A 14,663-nucleotide genomic window follows, 5' to 3' on the forward strand; every position below is an offset into this window, starting at 1 on the left:
AACCAGCCGCGTCTCAGCAACTGACTCTGTTGTAGTGGAGCGTTTTAAAATCGCTATTCGCAATATCAATGAGTTATAAAATTAACTGTCGAACTCGGGAGCACTATGTCGGCGGCTTCCTTGGCCGCCTCGCTGCCGCGCACGCCCATGGCGATACCCACATCGGCGCGTTTTAGCGCGGGCGCATCGTTGACACCATCACCGGTCATGGCGACTACCTGCCCGCGCTGTTGCAGCGCTTCGACCAAGCGCAGTTTGTGTTCCGGGCTGGTGCGGGCGAACACCTGCGTTTCTAGGGCTGCCGCCGGCAGATCTGCAGGGGCGATTTGGTCGATCTCGCTGCCGGTCAATACCTTGGCATGCGCGGGGTCGAGCAGACCCATCTCCCCGGCAATGGCCAAAGCGGTATGGCTATGATCTCCCGTAATCATCTTTACCTGGATACCTGCACGGCGACAGTCGGCAATGGCGTCGATGGCCTCCGGGCGCGGCGGATCGACAATACCCACCAAGGCCAGCAGGGTGAGGCTCTGCCCCAGGTTGTCCAGGTTCAAGGTTTCCTGACCAGCATCTACGTCCTGCTGCGCGAGGGCCAATACCCGCAATCCCGCGCTCCCCAGGCGGCGCATTTCCCGCTCCCAGAACACGCGATCGAGAGGTAGCACCATGCCGCTGGCATCAAACATGCTACGACAGCGTTCCAAAACCCGATCCGGCGCACCTTTCAGCAGAACCCGGCGCGTACCGTCAGGTCGCTGCACCAGCACCGCCATGAATTTGTGGCTGGATTCAAAAGGAATACTGGCAAGACGCTGGTAGCCCTCGCGCGCAAATCCGGCCTTGCTAGTCAGGGCGCGCAGCGCTCCCTCCGTGGGCTCGCCAACGATCTGCCAGTGTCCGCCCTCTTGCCGTAACTCGCTGTCGTTCGCCAGGCTGGCTACCTCCAGGGCAGCAAAGCGCGCAGCATCCACTGCGTTGTCCCCGCTGAGCTCGCCTTGGGTTGCATAGCCAGCGCCAGTAGCTTCATAGGTTCCCGCATGGGTGCGCAGGCTGCGGGCGAACATCTCATTACGGGTCAGGGTGCCGGTTTTATCGGTACAGATAATCGTCACCGAACCCAGGGTTTCGATGGCGTGAAGGCGGCGGGTGATCACTTGTCGTCGGGCCATACGTTCCACCCCGATCGCCAGGGTAATGCTGAGGATGGCCGGGAGCCCTTCCGGGATTGCGGCCACTGCAAAACTGATTACCGCGAGAAAGACCTCGAAGGGCGGCAGTAGCTGCCGCGCCAGACCGAAACCCGTCATCAGGACGCAAAGCGCGAGAACCAAAGCGGCCAGGGTTTTGCTAAAGCGCTGCATCTGCCGCGTGAGCGGGGTTTGGATAACGGTTACCCCTTGCATCAACCCCTGAATTTTGCCGATTTCCGTAGAGGTCCCGATGGCGGTGACCACCGCTTCGGCGCGACCGGCCTGTATGTACGTGCCGGCGTAGAGCATGTTGTGGCGGTCGCCCAAGGCAGCATTGGCCGACACCACGGCGGCGGATTTGTCGCTGGGCAGCGATTCGCCGGTAAGCAGGGATTCGTCGGCGCGCAGGCTTTGAGCCGAGAGGATGCGCAAGTCCGCCGGAACGCGATCGCCAGAGCGCAGCTGCAGGATGTCGCCAGGTACGAGCTCCTCGGCGTCGACACCCTGCCACTTTCCGCCACGTCGCACCTTGACCTGCAAACGGAGCAGCTTGCGGATCGCCGCCAGGGCATTTTCCGCCTTACCCTCCTGCAGGGTACCAATCAAGGCGTTGAGAAAGAGCACGGCAAAAATTACGGCGCTGTCCAGTAGATGCCCCAGGAGCAGGGTAACCACAAAAGCCGCAAGGAGGACATAGATGAGCGGGTCACGAAACTGTCGCAAAAAGCGCATGAGCAAACTGGGCGGGCGCCTGGAAGGCAGACGATTGGCACCGTAGTGTTTTTGCCGCGATGCGATCTCACTACTGGTTAGCCCTTGCGGTCGAGTCTCCAGCTGACCGAGCACGGTGTCGGCATCGACCATATACGCTGCTGCAGGCGCCTCTGTTATTTCCATCATGCTGTCGCTCCCTTCACTTTTTTCCAGTGTAGGAGGACAAGCTCTTTTTATCTACTTGTGGGGCTGCCAAGCACCTGCGCCAGCACTTGGCTGACTTCAATCTCCTCCATGCAGCGATGATGCTTTAGCGGACATTCCCGTTTGCCACAGGGGCTACACGACAATTCACGGCGAATGACCTGGGCATGGGCTGACAGCGGCGGGGTCATTTGTAGCGGTGTGGGCCCGTACAGAGCGATCACGCGACTGCCGACGGCACCAGCCACGTGCATGAGGCCGGAGTCATTACTGACCGTGATCGGCGCAAGGGAGAGGAGATCTATGGCTTGCAGTAAGCTGGTTCGCCCACCCAGATCGACCGCTCCCGTTGCCTGTGCGGCAATTTCCTGGGTGATCGGCGCGTCCTTGGGACTCCCGAAAAGCCAGACTTCATAACCACTTTGTAATAGGGCCTGGGCCAAGCGCGTCCAGTGGGCCACGGGCCAGCGTTTGGCCGGACCATATTCAGCACCAGGGGCCAAGGCGACAACGCGGGCACTCGGGTTAAGGCCAAATTCCTGCCAGGTCAGGTCGCGAGCTGCCAGATCGACCTGCAGACGGGGTGCTGGCAATTGCTGCGGTTGTGGCAGACGTGGCGGCAAACCGAGGGAGACGTACTGATCTACGGTACGGGGCAGTTTGCGACGATTCAGTCGATGTGGATCAGAGAGCAACCAGGCGCGCATCTCGCGGCGAAAGCCGCTGCGCACGGGAATCTTCATCCAGTACGGGACTAGCGCCGACTTGAAGCTGTTGGGTAGGCAGATGGCCCAGTCATAGTCCGTAGGCTGGAGTTCCTGAGCAAGAGCGCGCCGCGCCTTGAGCGCCAGTTTACCATGCGGGATTTCCAGGGGGATCACTCGGCGTAGCTCGGCCATACGTTGTCCTACCGGCGCACTGGCAGGCGGCGCCAAGAGGTCGATCTGCACCCGCGGCCAACGCCGGCGCATCACCTGAAACAGTACCTGCGCCATGACCATGTCACCTACCCATGAGGGCCCAACAACCAGGACCTGGGCCGGGTCGTTGCTGCGCGCCAGCCGGGTCATACGCTGTACCCGCGGCAACGGATCTTCCTCCGGTACCAACGGCCGCAAGTCGCTCACCACAAATAGCCTGCCATCATCACCAGCAGTTCCACGGCAATCAGCACAATGATGATCCACTCCAGTATGGTTTCGCGCTTGTGACGGCTGGCAACGACAATTACTTCCAGCCCCTCACCAATGGCGTCTAGTTTTTCGTCAAGCGCGCGAAAGCGGCTGGTCAACTCCAGATCCGCAGACAGTTCCCGCGACAGAAGTTCGAGGCCTGGGGTCTCCCAGACAACGTCGGGATTGTCGAGCACCGCCAGGCGCGAAAGGATCTCGGTGCGGGTGGCGGAGGTGGAGGCAAGAAAACGCAGATAGCCGCCCTTGCGACCCGGCAGACGCCCGCTCCTGGTAACTTCGGACAGGAGGTTCAGCGTGGTTTCGAGGAGATTTTCGACCGCTTCCTCATGCATCTCCAAGGCGAGGCTCTGCGCCAGCCGCAGCGCAACCAGAAAGAGGCGCTCATCATCGATTTGGCGCAACTGCACGGCCTCTTTTGCCACGCCGTCGCGCTCGCTCAAGCGCAGCTCGAGCTCTTCCACAGTCACCTTACTGACTGCGGGAAAGGCGGCCTGCACCCCGGCCATGATGCGTGCCTGCAACGCCGGCCCGGCCTCGTAAAAACAGATCACCCCAGAGCGAAAGAGCACCACGCGGGTCTCGCCTTCACGCAACATGCGGTGTGCCGGCCCCTCGTAGACACGCTCCATGTCAAAGGTTTCGGGCCAGGTCTTGAGCTGGATCTGGCGCACTGGTTGAATGGCGTGGAGCAGCGGCTGCATACGTGCTCAGACCTCGGGAAACAGCTTGCCAGGGTTGAGGATGCCCAAGGGGTCGAAGAGCGCTTTGATTTCCCGCTGCAGATGCAGGCTGACGGGGTCGAGCTCGCGCGCTACGAAACTGCGTTTGACGCTACCGATCCCATGTTCACCCGAGAGGGTGCCCCCCAGGGCTAAGACTTTACCGAAGAGACGATCCAGACCACGCCGGGCGCGCTGCATTTCGTCGCCATCGGCGGGATCGACGAGAAAATTGACGTGCAAATTGCCATTTCCGGCATGGCCAAAGCTGACGACCCGCAGCCGCTCCGAGCCAGCAATGTCCTCGATCTCGGTCAGGAGGTCGCATAGGCGCGGCACCGGCACAACGACATCCTCGTTGATTTTCAGCGGCGCCATAGCCTTGGTTGCCGGAGATAGGGACTTGCGTGCCGTCCACAGGGCGGCGATGGTCGCTGCATCCTGGCCGCGTTCCAACTGCAGCAGCCCGTCGCCAGTGAGGGCGGCGGCCATGATCTCCAACTGGCGGGGCAAATCCTCCAGCTCTCCATCGACCTCGACCATGACCAGGGCTTGCGTCGCCTGCGGCAGGCTACTGGCTGCACCCATGCCACGCACCGCCGCCAAGGCCTGGGGGTCCATGAATTCTACCGCGCTGGGGAGAATCGTCTGCTGCATGACACGACTCACGGCCGCGCAGGCATCTTTGCTCTGGGCAAAGGCCGCCCGCAACAGGGCACGGGCGGCTGGGCGGGGCGCTAGGCGCAGGGTGGCCTCAGTGATCAGAGCGAGGGTCCCCTCGCTGCCCACCAAAAGCCGGGTGAGATCATAACCCACCACCCCCTTGCTGGTGCGCACGCCAGTTTCCAGGGTTTCGCCGCGCCCGGTCACGGCGCGCAGCGCCAACACATAATCGCGAGTGACGCCATATTTGACGGCATGCGGGCCGCCGGCATTCATCGCCAGGTTGCCGCCGATGCGACAGTAGGGGCTGCTGCCCGGGTCGGGGGGATAGCTGAGGCCGTCAGCTCTGGCGATGCGATCGATTTCCGCGGTGATACAGCCGCTTTGCACACGGATGAGATGCTCTTGCGGGGCATATTCCAGAACTTCTGTCATGCACTCGAATGAGATGACCGCACCGCCTTCTACCGGGAGCGCACCGCCGACGTTACCCGAACCCGCTCCCCGCGCCGTCAGCGGCAAGTGGTGACGCCCGGCCAGACGCACGATGGCCTGCACCTCCTCATGGCTATGGGGGAAGAGTACCAGCGCCGGCAGGCGTGCCTCGGGGGTGTCGTCGCTGCTGTAAAGCTCGCGGGTAAAGAGATCGTCGCGGGCGCGCTCGACACCCAGGCTGGCCTTGAATCCAGCAATCGCATTTTGCGTCATGGTAAACGTTCCCGAATGCGCTGCAACAAGTTGCTGGTGCTGCGCTGGTGTTGAAAGGGAATGCTCAGCACCCGTCCACCCCAGCCTTGCACCTCGGTGGCGCCAACAATTTTTTCTACTGGCCAATCGCCGCCTTTGACGAGAATCTCAGGCCGAATTTTCGCAATCAGTTGCAGCGGGGTGTCTGCGCTAAACATGGTGACAAAATCGACAGATGCGAGTCCGGCGAGCACGCCCTGGCGATCCCCAAGGGCATTGATCGGGCGGTCGGCCCCCTTGCCCAGACGTCGCACAGAATCATCGCTATTTACGGCAAGGACCAGGCAGGCGCCCTGCGCCCGTGCCTCGTGTAAATACTGTACATGCCCGCGGTGCAGGATATCGAAAACACCGTTGGTAAAGACCAGGGGGCGCTGCCCCTTGACGCGCGCGGCGAGCTCATCCCAGTCGTTAATGATTTTTTCTTCCAGCGTTATTGCTTGGTCTAGTTCTGCGGCGTGCGCATCGACAGCGGCGCAGAGGCTGTGAATCAGGAGCAGATGGACTTCCTGGATACGCGCTGTGCGTTCGTGGGCTACCCGTAATTCGATGTCGCCAGGCCGCAGACGCTGGGCCAGTGCCCCGCCATCACGTCCGGTGAAGGCCAATACCCACATGCCACGCTCGTGTGCTGTTTGCACGGCAGCGAGGATGTTGGCGGAGTTGCCGGAGGTGCTGAATACCAGCAAGCTGTCCCCGGCACTGCCCAAGGCCGCCACCTGGCGGGCGAAGACCTGGTTGTAGTCGAGGTCGTTGGCAATGGCAGTAAGCACCGCGCCATCGGTGCTCAGGGCGATGGCGGGCAAGGGGCGGCGCCAGCCTTCGAAACGGTTGACCAACTCCGAGGCAATATGTGCGGCATCGCCGGCCGAGCCACCATTGCCACAGCTCAAGAGTTTGCCGCCACGACGCCAGGTTTGCAGAATGCGCTGCTCTGCTTGCCCGCTGGGCACGGCCAATTCGTCCAATCCAGCGAGTAGAGCACGGTGTTCGCCCAATTGCGCGGACCAGAAAGAGGACTCTGTCATGGGCTGGGTACCTGAAAGGCGTCGCGAATCCACTCCCCCGCCGCTTCACCATCAAAGCTTACGACGTCAAAGCGACAAGGCCAGGATTGATATTGGGAGTAGCGCAACAGAAAAACCTGCGCGGCACGGATGATACGTTGCTGTTTACGCGGTCCGATGCTCGCTGCCGCTGTTCCCTGGCGATCGTGACTGCGGCTGCGCACCTCGATAAAAACCAGATGTTCCCGATCTTGCGCGATGAGATCGATTTCGCCGGAACGGCAGCGAAAATTGCGCTGCAACAAGCGCATCCCCCGTTCCTGCAGCAAGCTCTGTGCGCGCTGCTCATGCCACTGTCCGACCTGTTGCGTGGGCGACGGCATCGGTCAGGGACTCGGTAAGCTCGGAAGGGCTTGGGTGGCGCCATTTTGCCAAGTTACCCAGCGCAAGTTTCTTTTGTTAATTACTCCTTGCTGACCCGACTGCGTCGCACCCACAATTTTGGCAAGCAGGCCATAGGACTCGACACCCAGCCCTGCCATGCGCCACTGCTGCGCTGTCGCCTGCGGCAGGCTTTGCTTGACTGCCAGTGCGGTCGGGCCACTGGCAAGTTGCGGATCATAGACCCAAGGCATGCCCAGCGCATAGATTTTTCCGCCTACCAGATTGCCAGAGCCCTCCGCACTAACGGAGGGGATACCGGCGAGCAGGATCGGACTCGCACTTTGCGCGCGTATATCCGCGACAATCGACGCGAGATTTTGCTCTGGTGGAACCAGAAAAATGAAACCGCGCTGCCCTGATCCAGAGCCCAGCGATTCTTGAACGGCCGCAGTGCTATCGCCACTACCCACGCGATAGTGGGCGACTCCAGCAACGCCTCCACCAAGCTTTTTCCAGGTCTCTAAAAAGGCCGCTTGCATGCTGGCGCCGGCGGAATCGAGCGGATACAACACGGCCACCTGTCGGAATCCAGCCTGGAACGCATCTTCCGCTACCCGGCGCGCGGTTACCTGCAAACTGATATCAAAGTCGAAGATGCCTTTGGCCGGGTCAGCAGCAGTATCGCCCAGGAGAAGGATGGGCGGATCGTTGGGACGTCGTGCCTCAAGTACCGCGCTGATGTCTTGCGGCAAGGCGGGGCCGACAAAAGCCGCGCATCCCGACGCTACGCCCGTGGCATATTGGGTGGTATTTAACACCGGATCACTACTGTCGCTCAATTCATGAATAACCGGTCCGGCCTGCTGCCGGGCCGCCGCCTGCAACCCCGCCGTAAAGGCGAGGGTATCATCGGCAAAACGCCCAGTCGTAGGGAGCAGCGTGCAGATGGCGCCATGTGCCCCGGTTTGCGATGTTTCCGCCGCATGATCGTAATGAATGTTTGGATGACCCGGGTGCGCCTGCAACCAGGCTGCAAAGGCCGCTTGCTGATTCGCGGGCTCAACATGCTCACGCGCAATCAAGGCAAAGGCGAGCCATTCCTGGACGATCGGATCGCCGCTGCGGCCTTGCCAGTTCTTCAAGCGCGCCGAGCTTTGCGCGCTGAGTAGGGTGTGAATCTGTTGCCGATTTTCTGTTTTTACGGACCCGGAAAGGAGGGCATCTCGTTTCACCAGAAAGTCCAGCGCGGTGAGATCGTGGTTTTCCGCTTGGTACAGTTTCGCGAGTTGCCCCATCGCCGCGGCGCGTCGCTCAGGCGGGACATCGCCCATACTGATGAGTTCGGCGAGAGAGCCACGGGCAAGCTTATCTTGCCCATCACGCTGATAGGCTTGTGCCTGAATCCACAGCGCTGTGGCACGTTGTGAAGGCTCATGGCTGAGTCGCAAAACTTCCGCGCTGAGCAATTCCGCCACCTGTGGACGGTTACCCTCCAACGACGCCTGCGCTGCCTTGAGCAGATAGTCCAATTGCTTATCGGTGCCACTCGCGGCTGCCGCTTGAATGTAGTCTTTAGCGGCAGCGAGATCTTTTCCTTCGGCCAGCAGTCGGTCTGCCTCTTTCGCCTGGCTGATTTCTGGCGGCGTAGAGGAAACTGCAGCCGGGGGGGTAGGCGTAGGCGCGGTAGGATGTGGCATACTCGCACAGGCGCTCAGCAGCGCTGCGACTAGCGCTATGCTGCCAAGGCGCCACCATGCCGGCGCAAAAAGTTGGGAGTGCAGGTGCATGGGCAGAGTGTAGGGAGAAGACCGCAGGTGCGCAATTAGATGACGAAGATGCCAGTTGAGCAAGGGACACATGCTGGGCGCCTGGATATTGTCGGCACGCCCATCGGCAACCTGGAAGATCTCTCCCCCCGGGCGCGACGAGTACTGAGCGCGGCCGATCGGATCTTGGTAGAGGACCGCCGCCACGCGCAGCGTCTCTTTCAGAGCATTGGTATCCAGCCGCGGACCGAGCCTTTGCACGAGCACAATGAACGCGAGCAAATTCCGCGCATCCTTGCCTACCTGCAAGCGGGCGAGCGCCTCGCCCTCATCTCCGACGCTGGGATGCCGCTGGTTTCCGATCCTGGCTATCCCCTGGTAAGTGCTTTGCGCCGCGCTGGGGTAGAGATTGCCGTTGTCCCTGGCCCCTCCGCATCCCTAGCGGCCTTATCTCTTGCCGGCCTGCCAACGGACCGCTTTTGCTTTGAAGGTTTCCTCCCGGCCAAGAGCGGCGCGCGGCAACAGCGGCTGCAAGAGCTGGTGGACGAGACCCGTAGCATGATCTTTTACGAGGCACCGCATCGGATTCTTGCCACCCTGCAAGACATGATCGCCGCATTTTCTAGCGAACGGGGTGCGGTGCTGGCGCGCGAGCTGACCAAGCTGCACGAGGAAAGCATTGGCGAAACCCTCGATAACATCCTGACGACTTTGGCGGCTGCCCCGGAACGCCAGCGTGGCGAGATGTGTCTAGTTTTGGCTGGTGCGCCAGCGCGTGAGAGCGGAGAAGCAGAGCTCGATCGCTTACTACGTCCCTTGCTCGCGGAGCTGCCGCTCGCGCAAGCGGTGCGCATTGCCGAAGCGCAGTGCGACGTTGCCCACCGTCGCCTTTATCAACGCGCCCTCGCCTTGACTTCGACAACAGAGTCGGATTAAATCGCGACTCTCACAGCCCAGGTAGCTCAGTCGGTAGAGCAGAGGACTGAAAATCCTCGTGTCGGCGGTTCGATTCCGTCCCTGGGCACCATATAAAACAAAATCTTACAAATCCTCCCTTGAGAATCCTCTGGTACCCCGATACAGATTCAGTGCACCCACGAATTTGCCAATGAATCCCAAATCTAGGGTTAACAGCCGGAATTGCCTGTTGAAGCCCGCATGGGTATGCTCGTTCCCAAAAATGGTATGGAGCATTGCGTGAACCAACAAAGCCTTTCCGCCCTGATCTGGTCCGTCGCCGACCTGCTGCGCGGGGATTTCAAGCCCCATGAATATGGCCGGGTGATCCTGCCCTTCACGGTGCTGCGGCGCCTGGATTGCGTGCTGGCACCCAGCAAAGAGGCGGTGCTGGCGGAATACCGGGAGAAAAAGGCGGCGGACATCGCCTATGCGCCCTTCGTGCTGCGCAAGGCCGGCCAGAGCTTCTACAACGTCTCCAGTCTGGACATGCCCAGGCTGCTGGGCGACCAGGACAACCTGCGCGCCAATCTGCACAGCTACATCCAGGGCTTTTCCGGTGACGTGCGCGACATCTTCAGCCGTTTCGATTTTGCGGTGACCGTGGAACGGCTGCACAAGGCCAGCCTGCTCTATCTGGTCACGGAAAAATTCACCCGTCTCGACCTGCACCCGGACGCCATCAGCAATTACCAGATGGGCCTGGTGTTCGAGGAATTGCTGCGCAAATTCGCGGAAATGTCCAACGAGACCGCCGGCGAGCACTTCACCCCGCGCGAGGTCATTCATCTCATGGTGGAGCTGCTCTTTACGGAGGATGGGGATGTCCTGACCATGCCCGGCATCGTCCGCACCCTCTACGACCCCACGGCGGGCACCGGCGGGATGCTCTCGGTGGCCGATGAACACCTGCACGACATCAATCCCCATGCCCGCCTCACGATGTTCGGGCAGGAACTCAATGACGAATCCTACGCCATCTGCAAGGCCGACATGCTCATCAAGGGCCAGGATGTGACGAACATCGTGCCCGGCAACACCTTGTCCGACGACGGTCATCCGGGCCGGCGTTTCGACTACATGCTCTCCAATCCGCCCTTTGGCGTGGAGTGGAAGAAGGTGGAGAAGGAGGTGCGCGCCGAGCATCAGCAAAAAGGCATGGCCGGGCGCTTCGGGCCGGGCCTGCCGCGCGTGTCCGATGGTTCCCTGCTCTTCCTGCTGCATCTGCTGTCGAAGATGCGTCCACGGGAAGAAGGCGGCAGCCGCATCGGTATCGTCCTCAACGGCTCGCCGCTCTTCACCGGCAGCGCGGGGTCGGGGGAAAGCGAAATCCGCCGTTATCTCCTGGAAAACGATCTGGTGGAGGCCATCGTCGGCCTGCCCACCGACATGTTCTTCAACACCGGCATCAGCACCTATGTCTGGATGATCTCCAACAAGAAGGCCGAGGACCGCCGCGGCTGGGTGCAGCTCATCGACGCCTCCGGCCTCTACCAGAAGATGCGCAAGAGCCTGGGCTCCAAGCGCAAGGAGCTGGCGCCCGCCCACATCAAGGAAATCGCCCACGTCTTCGGCGGCTTCATGGAGCTGGATCAGGCCATCGTGCTGGATCGGGACGGCAAGGAAGTGGAGCGGGTGCTGCTCTACGAGGACATCGCCGCGCCGCAAGCGCCCCCAGGGGGACGGATCAAGGTGGCGCCCTTCTCGAAGATCCTCGCCAACCACGAATTCGGCACCCGCACGATCACCATCGAGCGCCCGCTGCTGGACGAGGACGGCCAGCCGGTGCTGGTCGCCAAGGGCAAGAACAAGGGCAGGATACAGGCCGACAGCAAGCGGCGGGATACGGAGAACGTGGCCCTGGAGGAAGACATCGACGCCTATTTCCGGCGCGAGGTCCTGCCCCACGCCCCCGATGCCTGGATCGACACCGGCAAGCGGGACCCGCAGGACGGCCAGGTGGGCATCGTCGGCTACGAAATCCCCTTCAACCGGCATTTTTATGTCTACGAGCCGCCCCGTCCGCTGGCCGAGATCGACGCCGATCTCGCCGCCGTCATGGGCGAGATTCAGCGCATGATCGGGGAAATGTCGGCATGAGCGACATCGCCATCTACCAGTCCCCCCAAGGTGTGGTCGAGGTCCGTGTGGAGCGGGACACCGTCTGGCTCAAACAGGAGCAGATGGCGGAACTCTTTGGGCGGGATCGTACCGTGGTGGGTCGCCACATTCGCAACATCTTTGCGGAAGGCGAACTGGAGGAGAAAAGCAATGTGCAAAATTTGCACATTGCCGGCTCCGACAAGCCCGTGCGCCTGTACAATCTCGACGTCATCATTTCCGTCGGCTACCGGGTCAAGTCGAAGCAGGGTGTGCAATTCCGCCAATGGGCCACCGCCCTGCTTCGGGAGCACCTCACCCGCGGCTATACCCTCAACCGGCAGCGCTTCGAGGCCAACGCCCGCGAGCTGGAAACCGCCTTGCAACTCATCCGCAAGACCGCCGCCAGCCCAGATCTGGGGCTGGATGCCGGACGCGGACTGGTAGACGTGCTCACCCGCTACACGCATACGTTTCTCTGGCTGCAACGCTACGACGAGGGCCTGCTCACCGAGCCCGCCGGGCAACCCGGCGGCGTGCTGCCCACCCCGGCAGAGGCGCGCCATGTCATCGCCACCCTCAAGGCCGATCTCATGAAGCGCGGCGAGGCCAGTGAACTGTTTGGGCAGGAGCGCGGTGACGGTTTGGAAGCCCTCCTCGGCAATCTCGACCAAAGCGTTTTCGGTGAGCCCGCCTACCCCAGTGTCGAAGCCAAGGCCGTGCACCTGCTGTACTTCGTCATCAAGAACCACCCGCTGTCCGACGGCAACAAACGCAGCGCGGCGCTGCTGTTTCTGGACTTCTTGCACCGCAACGCACGCCTGCAACGCGCCGATGGCAGTGTGGTGATCAACGATGTCGGCCTGGCCGCACTGGCCCTGCTCGTTGCGGAATCCGACCCCAAGGACAAGGACGTGCTGATCCGCCTCATCATGCACATGTTGGTGGGGGATACCGATGGTGCAAAGGAAGCGCGCGCATGAGCTTCCTGCGCTATCCGAAATACAAGGATTCCGGGGTGGAGTGGTTGGGGGAGGTGCCGGAGGGGTGGGATGTGACAAAGCTCAAGAGGCTTGCCTCACTACAAAGTGGCGATTTCATCACTGGCGTATCAATTCAAGAAAACGGCGTTTATCCGGTTTATGGCGGAAATGGGCTGCGTGGGTACTGTGATACTTTTACTCATGATGGATTTTATGCGCTGGTCGGTCGGCAGGGGGCTTTGTGTGGTAATGTCAATTACGCCGACGGGAAATTCTGGGCTTCCGAACACGCAGTTGTGGTGTCTCCCTATCAGCCGACTTCCGTTCTCTGGCTCGGAGAATTGCTGAGTGCGATGAACCTCGGACAGTATTCAATTTCTTCAGCACAGCCTGGTCTATCTGTAGAGCGAATTGGTGATTTGCGCATACCAATCCCACCAGAGATTGAGCGCCGTTCAATCGCCGCCTTTCTCGACCGCGAAACGGGCAAGATCGACGCGCTGATAGGGGCGCAGCGGCGGCTCATCGAGCTACTGCGCGAGAAGCGCCAAGCCGTCATCTCCCACGCCGTCACCAAGGGCCTGGACCCGGACGCACCGATGAAGGACTCCGGGGTGGAGTGGCTGGGGATGGTGCCGGATGAGTGGGGCGTAAGCTGTATTAGGCGCATATTCGAAATTTGCAAACGCATAGCAGGCGAAGAAGGGTATGACATTCTATCCATCACCCAACGCGGGATTCAGATAAAAAACATAGAAAGCGGTGACGGGCAGCTTTCTATGGATTATTCCAAGTATCAGATCGTAGATGTTGGCGATTTCGCAATGAACCACATGGATTTACTAACGGGATACGTTGATGTCTCTCCATTCTTTGGCGTGACCAGCCCAGATTATAGAGTTTTTCGTTTCAAGAAAGAAAAGTCGTTCTCCGCTAAATTCTTCCTTTATATCTTTCAGAATGCATATAAACAAAAAATTTTCTTTCCGTATGGGCAAGGGTCGGCTCAACTGGGTCGATGGCGTTTACCTGCTGATGAGTTCAACTCATTTTCTTTACCCGTTCCACCCCTGCCAGAACAGAAAGTCATAGCCGCCTTCCTCGACCGCGAAACCGCCAAGATGGACGACCTAATCACCAAAGCTGAACAAGCCATCACTCTGCTGCAAGAACGCCGCAGCGCCTTGATCTCGTCGGTGGTGACGGGGAAGATCGATACACGCGGGGAGATCCAATGAACTGTATTCACATTTTTTTTGATGCTCTTGTAGGGATTGGCACACTCGCATTGGCATTTTTTACATACAAAAGCGTGGAGCAATCAAAACATATGTCTGCCGCCGCCAAGGAAAGTATCGATCTGACAAAGAAGATAGAAAAATCCAAGATAAAACCCTATTGCATTATTTCACCACTTCCTGAAAATGCTGACAAGCAGCGCTTCGGAACCTGCCCGGAAACTTATTTTATTAATGACCATCATGGGCCAAAAATGTCCTGCATTGTCAAAAATTATGGACCTGGACCAGCCCACGCTGTTAGCATTTTTTTGGGTGGAGATGAAAAAAAGTTATGGACAAAAAGAATTCTAGTTGCGGATCTTTTGGCCCCAGGAGATCAAATTGAGTTCAAGAGGCAATTTACCGAAATAGACCTGCCTTCATCCGAACTTAGAGAGTTCCCACGCACAAATACTCAAGGCAGGAGAGAGGGACAACCGGAGTATTTGTGTAGCAATATAAAGTACGCTGGCCTTGAATACAGCGATTCCGAAAAAGACAAATTCCACGCGATCCGGCTTTTCGTATCGCGAAGGGCACTATCTCATCCAGTACCCTTCGAGGAACCTACGGACGCTCAAAAATTTTCCGCGGAAATGGTAGAGATGGTCTTTTTTGACGGCCCACACGAGGACAGGCCCTTTTATTCGGAAACAGAGGAGGAAAAGGCGGAACGATTGAGTTTACCATCTACTTTTCGATCTCGGCCGGACATTGCCACGGTACCGATTGATCGCGGCAACGGACTGGACTAGG

12 protein-coding genes, 1 tRNA gene and 1 pseudogene are annotated in these 14,663 nt (G+C 59.7%); 6 read left to right on the top strand and 8 right to left on the bottom strand.

Annotated elements, in window-relative coordinates; all coding sequences use genetic code 11:
• Positions 1 to 65: 65 nt before the first annotated feature.
• From AB4090_RS11755 to AB4090_RS11790, 8 genes and pseudogenes are all read right to left on the bottom strand, one after another.
• Entirely contained in the window at positions 66 to 2,090 is a 2,025-nt protein-coding gene (locus AB4090_RS11755; RefSeq protein WP_369574073.1) for a cation-translocating P-type ATPase, read from the bottom strand.
• Between the two features lie 47 nt (positions 2,091 to 2,137).
• Positions 2,138 to 3,235: a lipopolysaccharide heptosyltransferase II gene (gene waaF, locus AB4090_RS11760; protein ID WP_369574074.1), complete on the bottom strand. Its 1,098-nt coding sequence runs from the start codon at positions 3,233 to 3,235 to the stop codon at positions 2,138 to 2,140.
• Entirely contained in the window at positions 3,232 to 4,002 is a 771-nt protein-coding gene (locus AB4090_RS11765; RefSeq protein WP_369574075.1) for an RMD1 family protein, read from the bottom strand. Before AB4090_RS11765 ends, waaF begins: the two co-directional genes overlap by 4 nt.
• A 6-nt stretch (positions 4,003 to 4,008) precedes the next feature.
• A complete protein-coding gene (locus AB4090_RS11770; RefSeq protein WP_369574076.1) occupies positions 4,009 to 5,391 on the bottom strand; it encodes an FAD-binding oxidoreductase in 1,383 nt (460 codons plus the stop codon).
• Entirely contained in the window at positions 5,388 to 5,921 is a 534-nt protein-coding gene (gene rfaE2 / locus AB4090_RS11775) for a D-glycero-beta-D-manno-heptose 1-phosphate adenylyltransferase (protein ID WP_369574127.1), read from the bottom strand. The genes AB4090_RS11770 and rfaE2 overlap by 4 nt, the downstream gene beginning before the upstream one ends.
• Positions 5,895 to 6,458 (bottom strand): annotated as a pseudogene (locus tag AB4090_RS11780) (SIS domain-containing protein); the annotation flags it as partial. The gene rfaE2 and the pseudogene AB4090_RS11780, both read right to left, overlap by 27 nt.
• Entirely contained in the window at positions 6,455 to 6,820 is a 366-nt protein-coding gene (locus AB4090_RS11785) for a YraN family protein (RefSeq protein WP_369574077.1), read from the bottom strand. The gene AB4090_RS11785 and the pseudogene AB4090_RS11780, both read right to left, overlap by 4 nt.
• 3 nt (positions 6,821 to 6,823) lie before the next feature.
• A complete protein-coding gene (locus AB4090_RS11790; RefSeq protein WP_369574078.1) occupies positions 6,824 to 8,608 on the bottom strand; it encodes a penicillin-binding protein activator in 1,785 nt (594 codons plus the stop codon).
• A 39-nt stretch (positions 8,609 to 8,647) separates the two neighbouring features.
• Between AB4090_RS11790 and rsmI the strand changes: the two genes are divergently transcribed.
• The 6 genes from rsmI to AB4090_RS11820 all read left to right on the top strand — a co-directional run bounded on the left by rsmI (position 8,648) and on the right by AB4090_RS11820 (position 14,662).
• The gene (rsmI, locus tag AB4090_RS11795; protein WP_369574079.1) at positions 8,648 to 9,523 is read left to right on the top strand and encodes a 16S rRNA (cytidine(1402)-2'-O)-methyltransferase; all 876 of its coding nucleotides are present in this window, start codon (positions 8,648 to 8,650) and stop codon (positions 9,521 to 9,523) included.
• Between the two features lie 15 nt (positions 9,524 to 9,538).
• A tRNA-Phe gene (locus tag AB4090_RS11800) sits at positions 9,539 to 9,614 on the top strand.
• A 170-nt stretch (positions 9,615 to 9,784) separates the two neighbouring features.
• Positions 9,785 to 11,644 carry an N-6 DNA methylase gene (locus tag AB4090_RS11805; protein WP_369574080.1) on the top strand — a complete coding sequence of 620 codons (1,860 nt, stop codon included), beginning with the start codon at positions 9,785 to 9,787 and terminating at the stop codon, positions 11,642 to 11,644.
• Entirely contained in the window at positions 11,641 to 12,627 is a 987-nt protein-coding gene (rhuM, locus tag AB4090_RS11810) for a RhuM family protein (protein WP_369574081.1), read from the top strand. The genes AB4090_RS11805 and rhuM overlap by 4 nt, the downstream gene beginning before the upstream one ends.
• Positions 12,624 to 13,865 (top strand): restriction endonuclease subunit S, encoded by a 1,242-nt coding sequence (locus tag AB4090_RS11815; protein WP_369574082.1) that lies wholly within the window; start codon positions 12,624 to 12,626, stop codon positions 13,863 to 13,865. The genes rhuM and AB4090_RS11815 overlap by 4 nt, the downstream gene beginning before the upstream one ends.
• Entirely contained in the window at positions 13,862 to 14,662 is an 801-nt protein-coding gene (locus AB4090_RS11820) for a hypothetical protein (RefSeq protein WP_369574083.1), read from the top strand. Before AB4090_RS11815 ends, AB4090_RS11820 begins: the two co-directional genes overlap by 4 nt.
• The last annotated feature ends 1 nt before the right edge of the window (position 14,663 follow it).

The sequence above is a fragment of the Acidithiobacillus sp. IBUN Pt1247-S3 genome (assembly GCF_041146875.1).
Classification (GTDB): Bacteria; Pseudomonadota; Gammaproteobacteria; order Acidithiobacillales; family Acidithiobacillaceae; genus Igneacidithiobacillus.

Excerpts from the sequence above, each read along its gene's own strand:
- rhuM (WP_369574081.1), top strand. The coding sequence starts at position 11,641 with ATGAGCGACATCGCCATCTACCAGTCCCCCCAAGGTGTGGTCGAGGTC.
- AB4090_RS11755 (WP_369574073.1), bottom strand. The coding sequence starts at position 2,090 with ATGATGGAAATAACAGAGGCGCCTGCAGCAGCGTATATGGTCGATGCC.
- AB4090_RS11815 (WP_369574082.1), top strand. The coding sequence starts at position 12,624 with ATGAGCTTCCTGCGCTATCCGAAATACAAGGATTCCGGGGTGGAGTGG.
- AB4090_RS11765 (WP_369574075.1), bottom strand. The coding sequence starts at position 4,002 with ATGCAGCCGCTGCTCCACGCCATTCAACCAGTGCGCCAGATCCAGCTC.
- rsmI (WP_369574079.1), top strand. The coding sequence starts at position 8,648 with ATGACGAAGATGCCAGTTGAGCAAGGGACACATGCTGGGCGCCTGGAT.
- AB4090_RS11785 (WP_369574077.1), bottom strand. The coding sequence starts at position 6,820 with ATGCCGTCGCCCACGCAACAGGTCGGACAGTGGCATGAGCAGCGCGCA.
- AB4090_RS11770 (WP_369574076.1), bottom strand. The coding sequence starts at position 5,391 with ATGACGCAAAATGCGATTGCTGGATTCAAGGCCAGCCTGGGTGTCGAG.
- AB4090_RS11820 (WP_369574083.1), top strand. The coding sequence starts at position 13,862 with ATGAACTGTATTCACATTTTTTTTGATGCTCTTGTAGGGATTGGCACA.
- AB4090_RS11790 (WP_369574078.1), bottom strand. The coding sequence starts at position 8,608 with ATGCACCTGCACTCCCAACTTTTTGCGCCGGCATGGTGGCGCCTTGGC.